Origin of the sequence: Mesorhizobium sp. L48C026A00, assembly GCF_000502375.1 — a bacterium.
In the GTDB taxonomy this organism is placed as follows: Bacteria; Pseudomonadota; Alphaproteobacteria; order Rhizobiales; family Rhizobiaceae; genus Mesorhizobium; species Mesorhizobium muleiense.
The window spans coordinates 522,494-541,926 of record NZ_AYWU01000006.1; the positions used below are offsets into that span (position 1 = coordinate 522,494).

The window sequence follows — 19,433 nt, forward strand, 5'->3', positions numbered from 1 at the left end:
CGAATGGTGGCGTCCGCGCTATCAATGCGCGGTCTTGACCATGTCGACCTGCGTTTCGGTGATCTCGTCGTGCAAAATGTGGTCGAGCCGGTCGGCGACGAGCTGATCGTCGCGGCGGATTTCGCGTTTCCAGGGCTGGCGCCCCTTCAGCACGCCCGATTCATCGACGATCTCGGCGACATATTCCTCCTGGCGATAGGCCATCACATGGACGCCGCAGACGCCGGGAATTTCTTTCACCTCGTTGATGATATCGATGCAGAGCTGCTTGCCTTCCTTCTTCTGGTCCTGGGCGCCTTCCAGCCGCTTGACGATCGAATCGGGGATATGAATGCCCGGCACATTTGAGCGGATCCATTTGGCGGTCTTGGCCGAGGCCAGCGGTCCGACGCCGCACAGGATGAAGCATTTTTCCGTAAAACCGAGATCGCGGACCTGCTGCATGTAGGTGCGGAACATCGGCACGTCGAAGCAGTACTGGCTCTGCACGAATTGCGCGCCGGCGGCGATTTTCTTGCCCAGCCGGTAGGGGCGGAAATCGATCGGCGGCGCGAAAGGGTTGATCGCCGCGCCGAGGAAAAGCTGCGGCGGCGTCGTCAGCTTGCGGCCGGACAGGAACTTGCCGTTGTCGCGCATGATGCGGCAGGTTTCCAGCAGTGACATGCAGTCGAGATCGAATACCGGCTTGGCGCCTGGCTGGTCGCCGGCCTGCACGCCGTCGCCGGTCAGGCACAGCATGTTGGCGACGCCCATCGCCGCCCCGCCCAGCACGTCGCCCTGGATGGCGATGCGGTTCCTGTCGCGGCAGGCGATCTGCATGATCGGGGCATAACCCATGCGGGTCAGCAGCGCACAGATGCCGACCGACGACATGTGGCAGTTGGCGCCCGAGGCGTCGACGGCGTTGATGGCGTCGACCCAGCCGTCGAAGATTTTGGCGCGGTTGTAGACGTCTTCCGGATCGGCGCTGTCGGGCGGGTTGAGCTCGGTGGTCNAGCTCGGTGGTCACCGCGAATTCGCCGCGCCTCAGGACGCGCTCCAGCCGGCCGCGCGAGGTGTGGCCGGGCAGGGGGTCGAGCGGCAGATGGATGCCGGCCGGGTTCTCGTCGGGCTGGCGGCCGATCATGCCGGTGCCCCAGGTTTTGGAACGTGGCGCGCGGCTTCGCGGGCGGCGGCGGCCTGCGCGGTCACCCGCAGCCATGCCGAGGTCTCGCGCAGCGACTGGTCGACCGGCTTCTGCACGTCGAGGATCTTGTCGCCATGCACCATATTGCGTGAACCTTCCCAGGCCTTGACCCAGACGCACGGCATATCAGGCTCGACCTCGCAATTGCCGTTGGCGCGCACACCGCCGCAAGGGCCGTTGCGCAATTGCTTGGGGCAATTCATCGGGCACGACATGCCGGTAGAAGAAAGGACGCACTGGCCGCACATGCGGCAGTCGAACATAAAACCCTTGACGCGTTTTTCGACGAATTTGATCGGACCTTCGACGCGGCCGTAACCGATGCGCTTCCACAGCGGATGGAGGAGCAAAAACATGTCGGAGAACCTGGCGTAGAACCATTCGAGCAGTCGCGAGTGGCGGACGGACCACAGCCTGACAGCGAAGGAGCGCTGCACGCGCCGCTGCGGCGACACGTCGGCCGGCTTGTAGTCGGATTTCGGCGCTGCCTTCTTGACCAGAGTGGCCTGGGTAATCGCCGGGGTGGTTTCAGACATCTTCTTTTCCGCCCGCCTTGACCAGAGCGACCAGTCGCTCGCGGTCGTATTTCGCGTCGATGTCCTGAAAGGCTTTTTCCACCTCGCCTTCAAGATCGTCGCTGACCGACACGGGATCGGCCTTGCGCCATTCGGCAAGGTAGTCGTCGGTGCCGCCGGCGCCGGTGCGCATCGCGCACATGTCGATCGCCTCGGTAAAGCGCAGCGGCAGTTCGCGCTTGGCGTTCTGCCGGCCCTTCTTGACGATGACCTGGGCGGGGATGTCGCGCCAGTAGACGACGATCAGATCGGCCATGAATTTCCTACTCCTCGCGCATGACCCCGAAAATCGGCATCGAATTTGGAAAGGATCATGCGCCGACTTAAAGTGCTACAGCGTCCATTGCGCGTCCAATAGGACGCGCGGCGCTGTAGTGAGTGCGAGCATTGCCGGAAGCGCTGTCGGGCTGCTTGTTATGGGACGACGCGCGCGCATTCAAAAGCGACGCAATTGGCAGCCGCAACGGAAACGCGAAAATATTCGATGCTTGGCCTGGTTTTGATCAGCCGGCGCGACGATCGAAGCTGCCGACAAGCTTCCTGTGGAAGCGGATATAGCCTCGCTCGGTCGTGCGCAGATGTTCGGCGACAATTTGGTGGAAACGCGGCAGGCGGTGAAAGGGAACGGCCGGATAAGAATGGTGCTCGGAGTGGTAAGGCATGTTCCACGCCACGAAGCGTACCAGCCTTGTGGTAAAGGTGGTGCGGGTGTTTTCGAGCATGTTGGCGACATGCGGGCAGAGCGCGTGCTCGGCTAACAGATAGGCCCGCAAGAAGGGCTGGCCGACGAGCACCGGCACGATCCACACCCACAGCAGAAGCGCCGACTGCACGGCCAGCGAGGCCGCCAGCAGCACTGCATAGACGAACAGGAACCAACGCGCTTGCGACGTCACCTTGTCGCGGCCTTTTTCCGGCACGAAGCCGTCGCGGTTGCGGCCGGCGGCGTTGACGACGATCACGCGCGCCATGCCGCTCCAATAGGGGATCCCGGAGAGATAGCGCACATACTGGCCGATGGTCTCCGGTTTCGGAGCCATCAGTTCGGGGTCGTTGTCCGGATCGTGCGTGTGGCGATGGTGCGCGAAATGGAAATAACGGAACCATGCCGGCGGCAGCAGGATCAGGAAGCCGGTCACGGCGGCGATGGCGCGATTGAGCCACGGCGTCCTGAAGGCCGTTTCGTGGATCGTCTCGTGCAACAGCGTGAAGAAAAAGACGATCAGGATCCCCTGCGGCAGCACGAGAACCGGCCAGAACGGGATGCGGGCGGCGATCAGCGCACCCAGCACGACAACCAGCCCGCAGTGAACGGCCAGCCGGACAATGCCAGGCCTGTCCAGTTTGGCGGTGAGGTCGCGACGATCATGGACCGAAAGGCTGGCGATGATGGTGCGGTGGTCGATTTCGCTCATAACGGCCAAGCTTATCGCCAGGGCGCTGTCCGGTAAATCGGCGCTCGTTGCCAGACGCCGGTTTTTGCGCCGGTCCAGAAATAGACAGATCGTCGGATGGTACCATTGTTTCCAAGGCAGGCCGCGGCGCGGCGCCCGCAAAGACATAGTGCTAGTCGTGAAAATCTGACGGTTGATACCCAAATCGAATTGCATCGATGGGCGGTTAACTGCCTTCCGTGTCGCCGATTGGAACGCACAGGCAGCACCACATCAGACCTTCGTGGTCTCACTTGCGAAATCGTGATTGGACTTGACGCGCTACTTCGGGACGAGCGACCCGGCGCGGCTTCCTGGGGTTGGATGAATCGCGCCGTTTCGGCCGGGGTCGTTATGTGGCTCATTCGAGCGCAATAGAGCGCGACTCGCGATCACTCTAGGCTGGTCTTGCCGAGCTGAGTGTACCAAGTAGCGTTGTCCCAAAAGCTCGTGATCTTGATGATCCGGCCTTCCTCGTTAGTTTCCAGAATGAACAGATGGCGCAACCAATACTCCTTGCCTTTGTTCGTGATTCCAAACGCGTCCTTAGTCTGCTTTCCGCCGATGTGAACATCCACGAAGGCAACGTCACCGCTCTTGTCCTCCCAGATTGCGCTAACCTCGTTGCGCAGGTCAGGGAAAGCATCGATCAGCGTCCGCCAGACCGGCACGCCATCTTTGAGGACATTGCCGGAACCAGCGTCACCGAAAGGCACGTAGACGAACGTGGCATTCTCGGTAAAAAGAGTGGTCATGGCGTCTACCTTCCGATCACGGTAAGCGTCGAAGAATTTCTTTGCCGCTTCCGCTGCATTTGCCGCTTCCGCCGCAGCGACCGCGAAGGCAGACAAGGTGATTGCGATCAGCACCGCCGCCGAAATCCGAGCTGGGTGTAATTTTTCCCGTGTCCTGAGTGAATGGAACGTCATCGTCTCCTCCCTGAGATTGTTGACTGCAGCAGATTGTCAAAAACGGCAGATCAGGATTCTACTAGATCGAGGAACGTCCTCGCTTCCTTGATGTCCGGCGTCGCGAAGCCCTCTGTGAACCAGCCGCAAACCGGTGCGAGAAGGTCGTGGGCCCTTTGCCGCTCGCTTCCCTGGACCCAGAGTCGGGCAAGAGATGTGGCGGCTCGCAGCTCCCAAAGCTTGGCGCGTTGATGTTGGGCCACGGTAAGCGCGTGCAGGAAGGAAGCCTCGGCCTTCTCGTCCGCCTTCAAGTCCAGGAGCAGTTCGCCCTTCCGGAGGTGCAACTCAGTCTCGTTCCACCGCTCGTTGGTCTCGGTGATCAATGCGAGCCCTTCCTCGATCCTGTCGAGTGCCGCGCGTGGGTTGCCAAGCCTGCTGAGGGCGCTGGCGAGCATGAGCAGCCAGCGTGGCACAAAAAGCTTAGCGTCGTGCCCACGCCATTCGACTATGCCGTCACGCATTTGAGCAAGACCGCTATCCGACTCACCCGCCTGGATCAGAACCCAACCCTTGAGAATGACCCCTGCTGTACGCCAAAGTGAGAAACCGTGCTCCGTACTGATTGAGATCAGTTCATCGACAATGGCCTCATCCGCACCAAAGTTGCTGTCGCGCTTATACGCGCCGAGATCTCTCGAATAAGTGCAAAACAGGGCCGATTGGAACAGGCCGAACGCCGCGGATGGGCTGTGCCGGTGGTGTCTTATAGCCTGTAACAACTCGGTGTATTTCTCGAATGCTTGATCGGGATAACCGAGGTGCAGCAGCGCGTGGGCGATATAGCAAAGGTTTGCGATACGGGGATCATAGGCGAATCGATAGGCAAGCGCAGCGTGCTCGTTCGGATCGTACAGCGCCAACGACGCCTCCATATGCTTGCGTCCGGCATCAAAATCTCCCCGGTGCACCGACGTGATGCCGACGCACCGGTGTGCGATCATGATTGTGGCCCGATCGCAGTCGCATTCGGCCCTGCGCAGCATCGATGTCGTCGTTGCCAGCGCAGCATCGAGTTGACCGCGCAGGAGGTAGACGAGATACCGGCCGTAGTCGGCCACGCTGCGCAGAGTGATGTCGTCCACTCGCTCGCACAACTCCTCGGCTCGCGCGAACGCCGCTGCGGTGGCCGGCGACGACCAACCTTTGGCCGCCATAAAGGCGGTGCCCAACGCCACCTGCATATCCAGCTCCAGGCGGACGCGCTCCTGAGTGTCAGGTAGCGTGCGGACAAGTCTTAGCCCATTTTCCAGGTGCGCGATCGACTCCAAAATTGCAGAGCGCTGGATCGCCGATTGCGCGGCTTGCCACCAATAGCTGACTGCCCGCTCGATAAGGCCTGCCTCGGTGCAGTGATGGGCAATGATCTCCGGCAAAGCCTCGGAACCCGCTGCCACACGCTCTTCGAGAGCCGCGGCGATGCGCGCGTGCATCTGCTGCCGCCGAGTTTTAAGAAGGCTGGAATACGCCGCATCCTGCACAAGCGCATGCTTGAAGCTGTAGGTCGCTTCCGGCGGCGCACCGCGGCAATAGATCAGCTCGGACCTGCAGAGCTGGGCCAAAGCGTCCTGCAGTTTGCCTTCGTCATGCGGCGCCACGGCGGCCAGCAGATCGTGCGAGAATTCGCGGCCGATTACAGCCCCGATCTGCGCCACCTCCTTGACCGGCGCCAGGTGATCGAGGCGAGCCATTAGCGAGTCGTGCAGCGTAGCCGGGATCGCCAGCGGCGGGAGAGTTCCGGTCAACTCGAAATGATTGCCGACGTCCCGCAAAAGGCCTGACTCCAGGACTGTCTTGGTCAGTTCCTCAACGAATAGCGGAACCCCGTCAGTTCGCGCCATGATCTGGTCCAGAACCTCGCGCGGTAGCGCCTTGCCGCCGGTGACGCGGAGAGCCACGGCTGCGCCGTGCCGTCGCGTGAGACGAGAAAGCGAGAGCTGGGTCACATGGGCATGGCTGGTCCAGGGTGGGCTGAATTCCGGCCGGAAGGTGATCAGAACCAGTGCCGGCAGACGCTGGACCCGCTCAATTACCAGGCCCAGCAGCTCTAGTGTCGAAGGGTCGATCCAATGCACATCCTCGTATACGGCCAACACAGGCTTCTGCTTGGCTAGGCCGGCGAGCTGCTCGACCAAGATTTCCAGCGTGCGTTGCTTGATGCGCTGTGGCGGCAGATCGATTGGCGGGTAGCGTGTTTCGGTTGGGATCGCAAGCAGAGCGGCCAGTACTTGCGCCGCCTCCCGGTCCTGCTCGCCGCCCCGAGCGAGCAGAGTTTCAAGTTTATCGAGCTTCATCTCGGCGGTGTCATCACGGTCGAAATGCGCCGCCCGCTCCAAAAGTCCGACCACCGGATAAAGCGCACTGTTGGTGTGGTACGGCGAGCAGTAATTGCTGAGCGGGATGTACGATTCGTTGGCCAAGTGCTCGCGCAAGGCGCGCACAATGCGCGACTTGCCAATCCCCGGCTCCCCGGAGAGGAGGATCACCTGTCCTTCACCTTCCTCCGCCCGCGACCAGCGTTCCAGAAGCAGAGCCAGCTCCTGCTCGCGGCCAACGAGCTTCGTCAGCGCGCCGGTGTGGAATGCCTCGAAGCGGCTTTCGGCCCGGCCCTCGCCTCTGACGGAATAGGCTTTCAAGGCCGTCTCGAAGCCCTTCAGAACCTGTGGTCCCAGATCCTCCAACTCGAACAGATCGCCCAGCAGATGTCTTGTGCTCTCGGCGACAATTACGCTGCCCGGCCGGGCCAAGTCCTGCAGTCGCGAGGCCAAGGTCGGCGTCTCGCCGACCACCGCCCGCTCGCGCGCTTCCTTGTCGCCGACAAGCTCACCGACCACCACGAGACCCGTCGCGATCCCCACCCGGCCCGCAAGCGGCTTGCCATCCGGCGCCCGCAGTTGCGCCACTGAACTGGCAACCGCCAAGCCTGCGCGCACCGCCCGCTCGGCATCATCTTCATGCGCTCGTGGCCAGCCGAAATATGCCAGCACACCATCGCCCATGAATTTCGCAATGTGTCCCTCGAAGCGGGTAATCTCGCCTGCGCAACAATTCTGGTAGCCTCGGATGATCTCACTCATCTCCTCGGGATCGACCCGAGCCGAAATCGCGGTGGAGCCGACCAGATCAGCGAACATCACGGTCAGTTGCCGCCGCTCGGCACCGGTTGGGGACGCCGGTGCCGACGCAAGTTCGGCGACTTGAGTCAAGGCTTTGACACCTTCAGCTGAGATTGCAGAGGAACTTTCCCGCAGCTCGGCAATAGCCTCCAGAAGCTTCCGGCGGTGCCCTACCGAACTGACGCCGATGTCCTTGAGATCCTCGGCCGTCAGCCGCAGGAGCACTTCGGCCTCGACGTTGTTCTTACGAAAGGCCGTGCCGTATTGCTGCAGCCCTAAGCTGCGCAGCCACTCCTCAATGTCCATGTCCCACTTCCGCGGTGGAGACGCCGGAGGGCTCCTTCGGCAACAGTCCGGCAGTCTTACACAACTGGGGTCCTATGCAACGTCATGGAAGTTGTGGCCGACGGGCTTCTAGCGGCCGGCGTGTTAGCGAGGTAGGCGGATCAACCGTCCGGTCTTTGAACCCTGCCGAATTTCAGATCGCTGGAACGAACGGCAGATCCCCACAGCTGTCCTTAAACCACGCCCGCGCCAAGGTCGCGAAAGGGTCACGATGTTCCCTTGACCTCTCATCAGGGATGGTCCGCAAGGGGTCGTCTCGCGTCCTTCTTCGTGGGTACCAAGCGTCAGGTCTTCACCACCAGCGCGTGGGTTCGCTTTGGACCGCCGGGTTAACCCTGATGATCGGCCTCAGGACAGCGGGCTCAGCGCTTGAATTCAAGGATGTCGAGCTTCGATTCGTAATAGGGGGCCGGGAACTCGATGCGCCATTCGTTGGCGCTGTTGCGAAAGGCATAGCCGACCTGGTCGCCTTGCGGCCCGCCGCCATAGGGTTTTGCGGGATCGTTGTTGACAAAGAACGAGCCGAGATAGATCGCGCGCTTTTCGCCGTCGTCGAAGAAACGGCCCTTGGTGCGCTGCGAACCGGTGCGTTTTTCCAGCATCCAGCCCGAACCATCGTCGCTCACCTTGCACTTGAACCAGCCATAGATGACGAGCGGGCTCAGTCCGCCGGCCTTGATGGTGCGGCACTGCCAGCTGCCGGCCAGGTCCTTGTCGGAAAACGCGACCAGCGGCTTTGCCAGCAAGGCGTCGAGCTGCTTGACCTCGGCGTCGTCGCCGGCCCTGGCTTCATCAAGGGCTGCCTTGCGCGTCTCGGCATATTTGTCGAGCCGCACCTTGTCGGCGGGCGTGATCAGCTTCTGCACCTCGCCATCGGCGAGCGCGGGCAGGGCGAAGCAGAAAACGCCTGCGGCAATCAGGAGGCGAGCGATCATCGGTGCGTTTCCCGGTCGACGGCTGGAACAGCCTGTTTTCTCGTTTGGCATACAACTTACCGGTTCGCGGCGGCCTGTCATCCGTGCTTAACAGCGGTCAGCTTAAAACTCGTGGTTTTGCCGATGCGGATCTTGCTTACGGGGTCGTCAGGCTGGCTGGGCAGCGCGCTAGCGCCGCGCCTGCGGGCCCTTGGCCATGACGTCATCGGGCTGGATCCGGTCCCGTCGGCGCAAACGCAAATGATCGGCTCGGTCGCCGACCGTGATCTGGTGATGCGGACGGTCGGGGAAAACCGCATCGAGGCGATCGTCCACAGCGGCGCGCTGCACAAGCCTGACATCGAACACCAACGCAATGAGGATTTCATCGAGACGAATGTGCGCGGCACCCTGAACCTGCTCGACGCGGCGGTGGTATCAGGCGTTCAGCGCTTCGTCTTCACGTCGACGACCTCGCTGATGATCTCGAAAGCCATACGCGCCGGCCTCACCGGCGGTGCGCGCAAGGCCGCCTGGCTGACGGAAGACATGTCGCCCGAGCCGCGCAACATCTACGGCGTAACCAAGCTCTCGGCCGAACATCTTTGCCGCCTCTATCACATCCAGTCCGGACTGCCGGTGATCGTGCTGCGCACCGCCCGGTTCTTTCCCGAGGCAGACGACATGGCGCATGCGATCGAGCAGTCGGACGCCAACACCAAGGCCAATGAGCTGTTGTTCCGCCGACTGACCGTGGAAGATGCCGCCGAGGCCCATGTCGCGGCGCTGGAGAAGGCTCCACAGCTAGGCTTCGACGTCTTCATCATCTCGGCGCCAACGCCGTTCCGGCCTGATGATTGCGAGGCATTGATCGCTGACGCGCCGCCAGTCGTGGCGCGTTATTTTCCGGAGTTTCCGGCGCTTTATGCGCGAAAAGGCTGGACGATGTTTTCCTCGATCGACCGTATCTACGACGCGTCGCGGGCGCGGGACAGGCTGGGCTTCGTCTGCAAGACGCGCTTTGCCGCTGTGCTTGCCGGGCTTGCAGTGGAAGAAGACCGCGCCTGATCGAACGTCAGCCGTGTGCCGCGGCGCTGGCCAGCTCCGTCGTCAGGTCGCCATAGCCGGTGGAACGGCGCTCATAGGCGAGGCCGAGCATTTTCGCGGCTTTCTCGGCGACCTTGTCGAGTTCCGGATCGTCGGTCTGGGCGATATAGACTAGCTTCTCGTAATTGCCGAAATAGTCCTTGATCAGCTCCGGATGCCTGTCGAGGCCGAGCGGCTTCATGAAGAAGGCATCGAACTGCCGGCACAGGAAATCGGTCATGTAGAACGACATCATGTCGTCGCCGGCGATTTTCGCATAGGCTTCCATGCCCTGGTAGAAGGCAAAGCAATGCGGACCGGCCATGCGCTCGACCCCATGCTTCTCGCAGACGCGGTCGAGCAGGCCGCCGGTGCCGCAATCGGCATAGCCGACGAAAATATTGGTGTAGCCGTCCGCCTTGGCCTTCTCGATTGCCTTGTCCATGGCCGGCGCGATGCGGTCCGGGTAGAAATGGAACTCCGCCGGCAGGCAGGTCAGGTCGAGATGGTCGAGCCCCAGCTGCTCCTTAACGGCCAGAACTTCGCGCGCAATCATCCCGCAGGCGATGACAAGCAGCCTGTCACCTTGATCGGGTTGTAGTTTTCGCGCAATGCTCATGGAACCAGTCTAACCGATTTTCGTTGCTGTCCCACGAACCTATCTGTTGAGGGAGATACCATTCATGAAACCGCTACGCATTGCGCCGATCGCCATCCTCGCTTGCGCCCTGGCTCTTTCGGCCTGCGCCAACACCGTCCGCGGCGTCGGCAGGGATGTCAAATCGACAGCCAACGCGGTTGAGGACACGGTCGAGAATCCCTGATCCGCAATCTCATCAACGCGAATCGCGATCAACATAGTTCAAGCGATGCGCGTTAAGTCATTGTAACATCTGGGAACAACAAAGTCGCGTTGCAAGGCTTGGCTCGGTTTATGGTCCATGCTGAATTCGCCGAAGTGAGGTCGAAGCGGCCGTGGTGTCCGCCTATTGCAATTGTTTCGTCAGGTGGGGGTTCGCTGGGGCAGGCACAAAAAGTTGACTTTTCGAATGCGGGACATGCCGGTAGTCTTTCCCTGTACCTCAACAACGAAGCTAGGAGCATAGAATGAAGACCGCTCTCTTGGTTGTCGCCGCTCTGGGCCTTTCGGTATCCGGCGCCGCAGCGGAATGTGTCGGCCACAACAAAACGACGGCTTCCGTAGATCAGCAAACCAAAGCTGCAAGCGTAGATCAGCAAACCACAGTCGCAAGCGTCTCGAATACAACCGCCGACACGCCGATCCTGAAAAAGGAAGAGGCGAAAGAGTCAGAATAGGCGATTCAAGCCGCTACGCGGATCGCTGTTGCTTGTTGAAGTCTTGACCGGCGCTACGCGGCGCCTCGTCTGCAAGAGCATAAGTACGGGCTCCGTACTTATGCTCTTGTGTTCTCCTCGTCAGTTCAGGCCGAAGCGCGGACGTTGTGCTTGCGCTTCATAAAATCCTTGGCGGTCTCGACTGCCACGGCCGCGTCGCGGCAATAGGCGTCGGCGCCGACGGCTTTGCCGAATTCCTCGTTGAGCGGGGCGCCGCCGACCAGCACGACATAGTCGTCGCGGATGCCCTTTTCCTTCATCGTGTCGATGACGACCTTCATGTAGGGCATGGTCGTCGTCAGCAGCNTAGTCGTCGCGGATGCCCTTTTCCTTCATCGTGTCGATGACGACCTTCATGTAGGGCATGGTCGTCGTCAGCAGCGCCGACATGCCGATGATGTCAGGCTGGTGCTGTTCGATGGCGTCGAGATATTTTTCCACCGCATTGTTGATGCCGAGGTCGATGACGTCAAAGCCGGCGCCCTCCATCATCATGCCGACAAGGTTCTTGCCGATGTCGTGGATGTCGCCCTTGACGGTGCCGATCACCATCTTGCCCTGCTTCGGCGCGCCGGTGGCGACAAGCAGCGGACGCAGGATGAACATGCCCGCCTTCATCGCGTTGGCCGACAACAGCACTTCCGGCACGAACAGGATGCCGTCGCGAAAATCCTCGCCGACGATGCGCATGCCCTCGACCAGTGCCTCGGTCAGCACCTTGTAAGGCGCCCAGCCGCGCTCGAGAAGGATGTTGGTGCCTTCCTCGATCTCTTCCNAGTGCCTCGGTCAGCACCTTGTAAGGCGCCCAGCCGCGCTCGAGAAGGATGTTGGTGCCTTCCTCGATCTCTTCCTTCAGCCCGTCATAAAGGTCGTCGTGCATCTGCTGCACGAGTTCGTCGTCGGAAAGCTCGGAAAGGATGATCTCGTCGTCGGCCATTTTTAATCCAGCTCCTTGCCGCACAGATGCAATTGCGGGGCCTCAAATATCACGTCAATACCTAACCCGCTACAGGCCAGCGTCCATAGCTGATTTGCGACTTCCCGCAAAAGGAAAGCGACTGCAGATCTATTGGAATTCTTGTCGATTTTGCGACAGGCGTTGGCGCTGGCGGGCCGTTTCGAATAGGGTGCATGACTACGATCCGGCCAGAAGCCGCGATATGCGGCAATAATAATTGTGCCAGAACAAAAGCCAGGGAAGAACGATCATGAGTGAGAACGCGCCGGTCGACCAGGAAGCGTCAAACGCGCGGCGCGGACGCGCTGCCAGTGGTGGTGCCGCTGCCCGACGGGCGGCGCGCTCGGGTGGCGGCCCCGGCACCCAGCTCACCTACATCAAGCGCAAGATCAACGTCTATGAGGTGCTGGACGAGGAAGGGCTGACGCTGATCGAGAAGAACACCGACACGGTGCTCGAAGAGATCGGCATCATCTTTCGCGACGACGCCGAGGCGCTGCAGCTGTGGAAAGAGGCCGGCGCCGACGTCAAAGGCGAGCGCGTGCACTTTCCCAAGGGGCTCTGCCGCTCACTTTTGAAGACGGCGCCGTCTGTCTATACCCAGCATGCCCGCAATGCCGAACGTTCGGTGCAGATCGGCGGCAACGCCACGGTCTTCGCACCGGTCTATGGCCCGCCCTTCGTGCGCGACCTCGACGGCGTCAGGCGCTATGCGACGATCGAGGATTTCCGGAATTTCGTGAAGCTCGCCTATATGGCGCCGTCGATCCACCATTCGGGCGGCACGGTGTGCGAGCCGGTCGACGTGCCGGTCAACAAGCGCCATCTCGACATGATCTACAGCCACATCAAATATTCGGACAAGCCGTTCATGGGCTCGGTCACCGCGCCGGAGCGCGCCGAAGACACGGTGGCAATGGCCAAGATCGTGTTCGGCGACGATTTCGTCGAGAACAACACGGTGCTGACCAGCCTGATCAACGCCAATTCGCCGATGGTGTTCGACGAGACCATGCTGGGGGCGCTGAAAGTCTATTCGCGCCACAACCAGGCCTGCATCGTCACGCCGTTCATCCTCGCCGGCGCGATGAGCCCGGTGACCGTCGCCGGCACGCTGACCCAGGTCCTGGCCGAAGTGCTGGCCGGCGCGTCGTTCACGCAGCTGATCCGACCGGGCGCACCGGTGCTGTTCGGCACCTTCGCCTCGTCGATCTCGATGCAGTCGGGCGCGCCGACCTTCGGCACGCCGGAGCCGTCACTGGTTTCCTATGGCGCGGCGCAGCTCGCGCGCCGGCTTGGTCTGCCGTTCCGCACCGGCGGCTCGCTCTGCGCCTCGAAAATCCCGGACGCGCAGGCGGCCTATGAGAGCGCCAACACGCTGAACTCGACGATCCTCGCCGGCACCAATTTCGTGCTGCATTCGGCCGGCTGGCTCGAGGGCGGGCTTGCTTCCTGCTACGAAAAATTCATGATGGACATCGACCAGCTCGGCATGACTCAGAAGTTCTCCGAAGGCGTCGACCTGTCGGAGAACGGCCAGGCGATGGATGCCATCCGCCAGGTCGGCCCGGGCAGCCACTATCTCGGCTGTGACCACACCCAGGCCAATTTCCAGACGGCATTCTACCGTTCCAGCATCGCCGACAACAATTCCTACGAGCAGTGGCTGGCCGAAGGCGAAAAGTCGGCACCACAGCGCGCCAACGAACTCGCTCGCCGCTGGCTGGAAAGCTACGAGGCGCCGCATCTCGATCAGGGCATCGACGATGGGCTGAAGGACTTCATCGCCAGCAAGAAGGCGTCGATGGCCGACGCCTTCACCTGAAAGGAGCCCGAGTCAGGCGGGGCTAAAGTCGCCAACATCATCCACAAGGAAGTCTGGCGGAGCGCCTTTTCCGAGCCGGACAGGAAGGGATGATCCTTGAGCGCAGCATGGTCGAAGATATAGCGGCGGCGCTTTCCGCCCACGGCCTCATCCTGCGCGGCGGCTTCAATTTTGCAGCCGGTGAGGAAACACCCTCCGGTCTCTCCGGCGCTGCCGCCAGATCCGTGTTGCTGGTGGGACAGGCGGGCGCTGCGCCGTGGCCGCATTTCCTGCGCTGGCGGGAAGGCCAATCGCAAACTATTGCCGATCCGATCGATGCATGGTCGCGCGAAGTGATCGGCACGGTGGCGAAGAAATTCGGCGCGCGTGCCGTGTCGCCGTCTGACAAGCCTTATCTGCCGTTCCAGCAATGGGCGATGCAGGCGGAGGGTCTGAGACCGTCACCGCTCGGCATCCTCATGCATCCGCAATACGGGCTGTGGCACGCCTATCGCGGCGCGCTGCTGTTCGAGCACGAGATTGCGTTTGGGGAAACTCGCGAAGTGGTTCACCTTTGCGATGCATGTGTCGACAAACCTTGCCTGAAATCCTGTCCGGTCGACGCGTATTCTGCAGATGGTTTTGTGCACAAAGACTGTCTGGCGCATGTGTGTGGGCACAACGGCGCGCCGTGCCGAACCGGCGGCTGTCTCGACCGCAATGCCTGTCCCTACGGCGCGGCCTATCGCTATCCGCCGCAGGTTCAAGCCTTCCACATGGCCGCGTTCGCGGGCCTGTAGCATCGCGGAATGCCGAACGAAACTTGAACACCGTAAATGCGACCCCGACCGCCCTGCAAAAAATCTTTCCATCATCCCAAGGAATCGTCATTAGCCTTCGTCCAACAGGCAAATGATGGCGATGATGCTGGATGAAAGCGAAGCCTCCGACGCCGAGCTGATCGGTCGGGCGCAGGGCGGTGACGGGGGGGCTTTCGGCAAATTGCTCGAAAGGCACTATCACTTCGTCTATCGCGCCGCCTATCGCTGGTGCGGGAAAAAGGCCGACGCCGAGGATATCGCCCAGGAAGTCTGCGTCCGGCTCGGCCGGGCGATCCGCGACTATCATGGCAGCGGCGCCTTCACCACCTGGCTCTACACCATGACGCTGAATGCGGCACGCGACATGATGCGCAAGACCGTCCGCGAGGCGATCAAGACCGAAGCCTACGGGGCCTACGAGCTGATCGCGGGAGGGGCCTCGGCCGAGCCCGAAGATCCAGCCGAGGCGCTTTGGGCGGCGGTGCGGATGCTGCCGGACAAGCAGCGCGACGCGGTGCTGCTCGTCTATGGCGAAGGGCTGAGCCACGCACTCGCTTCCGAGGCGATGGGCATCTCGGAGACGACGGTTTCCTGGCACATCCATGAAGCGAAGAAACGGTTGAAGGCGCTCATGCTTTCAGCCGGGGAAGTGTGATCATGGTCGACGACAACCAACTCAACAGGCTGCGCAACATCGCAGCACCGGCACCCGGTACCGACGCGAAGGCGCGTGCCTTCGAGGCCGCCATGCGGGCTTACGACCTGGGCGAAAAAACTTCACCTGCCGCCCAAGGAACGGCGAAAGGGCTTCGTCTCACAGAGCGAGCACAAAAGCTCTGGAGCGAAATCATGCAAAAGAAACTCTTCGCTATCCCGGCCATTGCCGGGCTCGTCGCCCTGCCGATCGCCGGATACGCCACGATCTATATGCTGCAGGAGCAGCCGTTCTATTCCGGTGGGGACGAGAAGATCGCTGAAACGCTGGCCGATAAACCAGCGGCTAAAGCGCCGGCAAGGCCGCTCACCGTAGCCGAGGCCGACAAGCGGAAGAAAGCCGATGCCGACGCCGAAAACCGCGTCGCAGCCGAGGCGCTTGTCGCGCCGGCATCGCCGCCGAAGCCACAATCGGCTGCCGGCCTGGCGCAGCAGGACGCTCTGGCCCGCAATGTGGCGCCCGAGCCGGCACCTGCGCCGAAAGGTGAGTTCGCAAGGGATGGTGGAGCTGCGACGTCTGGCAGAGTGATGATGTCCATATCTCCTCCGAAAGCCGACGGAGCCACGCAGGCTGGCCGCATGCCAGGCGCCGAATCCAAGCTGATGGTACAGCCGCAGGCCATGCCGGCCGACCAGATGCTGCCGGAGCAAAACCGCGACCGCGTCGAGGATTTCAAGAGCAATCCGGTGCGTGCCGCGCTCGAAGACCCGGTCTCGACCTTTTCGATCGATGTCGACACGGCCTCCTATTCCTTCGTGCGGCGTTCGCTCAGGGAAGGTGTCGTGCCGCAGGCCGACACGGTCCGCGTCGAGGAGATGATCAACTACTTCCCCTATGACTGGAAAGCTCCGGACGTTGCCTCGACGCCGTTCAACTCGACCGTCAGCGTCATGCCGACGCCGTGGAACGAACACACCAGGCTGATGCATGTCGCCATCAAGGGTTTCGACGCCAAGCCGGCCGAGCAGCTCAAGGCCAATCTGGTCTTCCTGATCGACGTGTCGGGCTCGATGAACGAGCAGGACAAGTTGCCGCTCCTGCAGTCCGCCTTCCGGCTTCTGGTCAACAAATTGAAGCCCGACGACACCGTCTCGATCGTCACCTATGCGGGCGATGCCGGCACTGTCCTGGAGCCGACGAAGGTTTCGGAGAAGGACAAGATCCTCAATGCCATCGACACGTTGGCGCCCGGCGGCAGCACGGCCGGCGAGGCGGGTATCAGGCAAGCCTATCGGCTGGCGCAGAAATCCTTTGTCAACGACGGCATTAATCGCGTGATGCTGGCGACGGACGGCGACTTCAATGTCGGCCAAACCGACGATGACGATCTGAAGCGGTTGATCGAAAAGGAGCGCAAGACCGGGGTGTTCCTGTCGGTGTTCGGTTTCGGCCGCGGCAATCTGAACGATCAGATGATGCAGGCCATCGCCCAGAACGGCAACGGCACCGCCGCCTATATCGACACTTTGGCCGAGGCGGAGAAGGTGCTGGTCGAGGATGCGTCCTCGACGCTGTTCACCATCGCCAAGGACGTGAAGATCCAGGTCGAGTTCAACCCGCAAAAAGTCTCGGAATACCGGCTGATCGGCTACGAGACCCGCGCCTTGAACCGCGAGGATTTCAACAACGATCGCATCGACGCCGGCGAGATCGGTTCGGGGCATTCGGTTACCGCGATCTACGAGATCACGCCGAAGGACGGCGGCGGCGAGAAGATCGATCCGCTGCGCTACGGGCAGGCGTCCGTGAACAATGGCGGCGTCGCCAATGCCGACGAATATGCGTTCGTCAAGATCCGCTACAAGCTGCCGAACGAGGATGCCTCGAAGCTGATCACCACGCCGGTGACATCAGCCAACGAAGTGGCTGGTTTCGACCAGGCCAGCATCGACCAGCGCTTCTCCGTTGCCGTCGCAGCTTTTGGCCAGAAGCTGCGCGACGAGGATGCGACCGCGAAGTTCGGCTACGACAAGATCATCGAGATTGCCACTGCCGCCCGGGGAGCCGACCCGTTCGGGTACCGGTCCGAGTTCCTCTCGCTGGTGCGCCTTGCCTCGGCGCTCGGCGGTAACCGGTAGTGGGTGTGACGGCCGGTTTTCCTCAGATGGGATCGTTCTGATACGGAAAACCGACCGATGGGCGGTGAGGCAGGCCGGCAGGGAAAACCTTGCCGGCCTTTTTCAATTGCGTCAGGCGCGGCTGCGCCGGCGCTCGCGGCGGGCTTCGCTGGTCTCGACGGTGTTGACCGTCGCCTGCTTGTTGCGCATCGGGCCGATGCGCTCGACGATTTTTTCGACGGTCGGGCGATCCGACCTTGTGTGCGCATCGAGTGCCTTGCGCATGGCGGCGAGGTGGGCGAACGAGGTGCCGCAACAGCCACCGACGATCTTTGCGCCGGCATCGACGGCCAGCCTGACATAGTCGGCCATCAGCTCGGGCGTGCCGGAATAGTGGATCTCGGCGCCGCGAAATTCCGGAATGCCGCAATTGCCCTTGACGATCACCGTCGCCTCCGGCTTCGCCTCGGTCATGTCGAGTAGTGAGGCGAGGATGTCGGAGGCGCCGACGCCGCAATTGGCGCCGACACCGAGCGGCGCCTGCGACAAGCCATCGGCGACGCCGTGGATGTCCTTCGGCAACAGCCCCATCATGGTGCGGCCGGCGGTGTCGAAGGAGCCGGTGTAGGTATAGGGCAGGCCGACGCGGATCGCGGCTTCGGCTGCGGCGCGGATTTCGTCCGGCGCCGACATGGTCTCGATCCAGGCGACTTCGGCGCCGCCGGCCTTCAGGCCCTCGATCTGCTCGGCAAACGCCTCGACCGCCTCGTCATAAGTCATGGCGCCGAGCGGCACCAGCAACTCGCCGGTCGGGCCGACCGAGCCGGCGACGATGACCTTGCGGCCGGCTTTATCGGCGACGGCGCGGGCGATCTCGGCGGCGCGCTGGTTCAGCGCATGCACGCGGTCTTGCGCATGGTGCAGCTTCAGCCGGTGGCGGGTGCCGCCGAAGGAGTTGGTCAGGATGATGTCGGCGCCGGCCTCGACGAAGTTCTGGTGCAGACTGGTGATGATGTCCGGCGCCGTCTCGTTCAGCAACTCTGGAGCCTCGCCAGCCTCCAGCCCCATGGCGAACAGATTGGTGCCGGTTGCGCCATCGGCGAGCAGAACGCCCTTTTCGGCAAGCAAAGCGTCAATTGGATTGGTCATTGGAAACTACGCCTTCCGGGATTGTTTGTCGAGATAAGGATATAAAGAAATCTTTATATGGCGTCAATGTTAGGTGCAGGAAGCAGGCCGTCAAAATTGCATTTCCGCCAGCCTTTGGGTGAAGCTGGCTGCTTCGTGCGCATTGATATCGGCGGCGCGGATCAGATTGTCGAAATGGCTGGTCAGCGTACGGACCGGCTGGGTCGCGTTCAGCACCAGATACATGTCGCCGACGTAGATGGCGGCGCGATAGGGCCCGAAGATTGTGTAGGGGATCGAATACCGCATCCGCCCGTCATAGAGAAACAGGCGGAAGGTGGGATAAAGGTCGTCGAGCAGCGTCGCCATGTGTAGAAGCTGCTGGTGGCGGGCGGCCTCAGGGAAACGGTCCCAGACGCCCAGGCCGCGCGCAAAGATCTCCAGCGTGTGGCGCGGCATGCAGACTTCCATGTCGGTTTCCGGCCGCCGGTTGTAGTCGATGCGGTACTGCGTCTCGCCGGCCTGGGCCTCACGGCTCTTGTTGGTGATACCAGCCTCGTAATCGACGAGCGCTTCGGTGCGCAGAAGATCGGGAATGCCGGCCGGCACGTAACGGATTTTCGTGCCGGCGGCCTCGGCATGCCACCTGGCCAGCAGCGTGCGGTCGAAGCCGTCAGGCGCTTCCTCGATCTCCAGGCTCTCGCGGATTTCACCGGTGACGCCTTCGTCCTGGCTGAGGCCGAGCAGCCAGTCGAGCGACACTTTGAATTCGGCGGCGATGTTGAGCAGCGTTTCGGCGCGGGGCAGGCGTGTCGAGGCGCCGGACAGCAGCTGTGAAAGCGCCGAGCGGTCGATGCCCACCGCAGTCGCGAAAGCAGACTGGTTCAGGTCCGATCGTGTCAGGAGCATTTTCAGGCGCTCCCGAAACACCGTCGACAGGTCGCGTTTGTCCATCTCGACATTCCGATCTTCAG

The 19,433-nt window shown here is 61.8% G+C and carries 16 protein-coding genes and 2 pseudogenes; 7 read left to right on the top strand and 11 right to left on the bottom strand.

The genetic code is table 11. The features are described 5' to 3' along the window. Window positions 1-21 precede the first annotated feature (21 nt). From X738_RS56445 to X738_RS56475, 7 genes and pseudogenes are all read right to left on the bottom strand, one after another. Window positions 22-1,126 (bottom strand): annotated as a pseudogene (locus X738_RS56445) (methylenetetrahydrofolate reductase). Next, window positions 1,123-1,722, bottom strand: coding sequence for a methylenetetrahydrofolate reductase C-terminal domain-containing protein (locus tag X738_RS56450; RefSeq protein ID WP_023798929.1), 600 nt, complete (start codon window positions 1,720-1,722; stop codon window positions 1,123-1,125). The pseudogene X738_RS56445 and the gene X738_RS56450 overlap by 4 nt, the downstream one beginning before the upstream one ends. Continuing rightward, window positions 1,715-2,017 (bottom strand): virulence factor, encoded by a 303-nt coding sequence (locus tag X738_RS56455; RefSeq protein ID WP_023798930.1) that lies wholly within the window; start codon window positions 2,015-2,017, stop codon window positions 1,715-1,717. The genes X738_RS56450 and X738_RS56455 overlap by 8 nt, the downstream gene beginning before the upstream one ends. A 247-nt stretch (window positions 2,018-2,264) precedes the next feature. Next, on the bottom strand, window positions 2,265-3,176 hold the full coding sequence (locus tag X738_RS56460; protein ID WP_245277645.1) for a fatty acid desaturase: 912 nt from the start codon (window positions 3,174-3,176) through the stop codon (window positions 2,265-2,267). 410 nt (window positions 3,177-3,586) lie between these two features. Then, complete coding sequence (locus X738_RS56465; RefSeq protein WP_084833689.1) at window positions 3,587-4,123, bottom strand: nuclear transport factor 2 family protein; 537 nt, start codon at window positions 4,121-4,123, stop codon at window positions 3,587-3,589. 50 nt (window positions 4,124-4,173) lie between these two features. Further along, window positions 4,174-7,581 (bottom strand): AAA family ATPase, encoded by a 3,408-nt coding sequence (locus tag X738_RS56470; protein WP_023798933.1) that lies wholly within the window; start codon window positions 7,579-7,581, stop codon window positions 4,174-4,176. Window positions 7,582-7,982: 401 nt separating this feature from the next. Next, window positions 7,983-8,555 carry a DUF4893 domain-containing protein gene (locus X738_RS56475; RefSeq protein WP_023798934.1) on the bottom strand — a complete coding sequence of 191 codons (573 nt, stop codon included), beginning with the start codon at window positions 8,553-8,555 and terminating at the stop codon, window positions 7,983-7,985. Window positions 8,556-8,678: 123 nt separating this feature from the next. On the opposite strand from X738_RS56475, the gene X738_RS56480 reads away from it, so the two are divergent. Further along, window positions 8,679-9,602: an NAD-dependent epimerase/dehydratase family protein gene (locus X738_RS56480; protein WP_023798935.1), complete on the top strand. Its 924-nt coding sequence runs from the start codon at window positions 8,679-8,681 to the stop codon at window positions 9,600-9,602. Between the two features lie 7 nt (window positions 9,603-9,609). Here X738_RS56480 and X738_RS56485 read toward each other — a convergent pair whose 3' ends face one another. After that, window positions 9,610-10,239 (bottom strand): DUF1638 domain-containing protein, encoded by a 630-nt coding sequence (locus X738_RS56485; RefSeq protein WP_023798936.1) that lies wholly within the window; start codon window positions 10,237-10,239, stop codon window positions 9,610-9,612. Between the two features lie 64 nt (window positions 10,240-10,303). Here X738_RS56485 and X738_RS56490 point away from each other — a divergent pair, with 64 nt between their 5' ends. Then, window positions 10,304-10,444: an entericidin A/B family lipoprotein gene (locus X738_RS56490; protein WP_023798937.1), complete on the top strand. Its 141-nt coding sequence runs from the start codon at window positions 10,304-10,306 to the stop codon at window positions 10,442-10,444. Between the two features lie 283 nt (window positions 10,445-10,727). Next, window positions 10,728-10,937 (top strand): hypothetical protein, encoded by a 210-nt coding sequence (locus X738_RS56495; protein WP_023798938.1) that lies wholly within the window; start codon window positions 10,728-10,730, stop codon window positions 10,935-10,937. A 125-nt stretch (window positions 10,938-11,062) separates the two neighbouring features. Here the strand turns inward: X738_RS56495 and X738_RS89030 are convergent. Further along, window positions 11,063-11,913 (bottom strand): annotated as a pseudogene (locus tag X738_RS89030) (corrinoid protein). A gap of 271 nt (window positions 11,914-12,184) precedes the next feature. Here X738_RS89030 and X738_RS56505 point away from each other — a divergent pair. From X738_RS56505 to X738_RS56520, 4 genes are all read left to right on the top strand, one after another. Then, a complete protein-coding gene (locus X738_RS56505; protein WP_023798939.1) occupies window positions 12,185-13,759 on the top strand; it encodes a trimethylamine methyltransferase family protein in 1,575 nt (524 codons plus the stop codon). A gap of 89 nt (window positions 13,760-13,848) precedes the next feature. Then, window positions 13,849-14,538 (top strand): hypothetical protein, encoded by a 690-nt coding sequence (locus tag X738_RS56510; protein ID WP_023798940.1) that lies wholly within the window; start codon window positions 13,849-13,851, stop codon window positions 14,536-14,538. Window positions 14,539-14,653: 115 nt separating this feature from the next. After that, window positions 14,654-15,214, top strand: a complete 561-nt coding sequence (locus X738_RS56515) for an RNA polymerase sigma factor (protein ID WP_023798941.1) — start codon at window positions 14,654-14,656, stop codon at window positions 15,212-15,214. A gap of 2 nt (window positions 15,215-15,216) precedes the next feature. Further along, a complete protein-coding gene (locus tag X738_RS56520; protein WP_023798942.1) occupies window positions 15,217-17,352 on the top strand; it encodes a YfbK domain-containing protein in 2,136 nt (711 codons plus the stop codon). Window positions 17,353-17,463: 111 nt separating this feature from the next. Here X738_RS56520 and bmt read toward each other — a convergent pair whose 3' ends face one another. Both bmt and X738_RS56530 read right to left on the bottom strand, forming a co-directional pair. Beyond that, window positions 17,464-18,480: a betaine--homocysteine S-methyltransferase gene (gene bmt, locus X738_RS56525; protein WP_023798943.1), complete on the bottom strand. Its 1,017-nt coding sequence runs from the start codon at window positions 18,478-18,480 to the stop codon at window positions 17,464-17,466. Window positions 18,481-18,570: 90 nt separating this feature from the next. After that, entirely contained in the window at window positions 18,571-19,413 is an 843-nt protein-coding gene (locus tag X738_RS56530) for a helix-turn-helix domain-containing protein (protein WP_023798944.1), read from the bottom strand. Window positions 19,414-19,433: the final 20 nt, after the last annotated feature.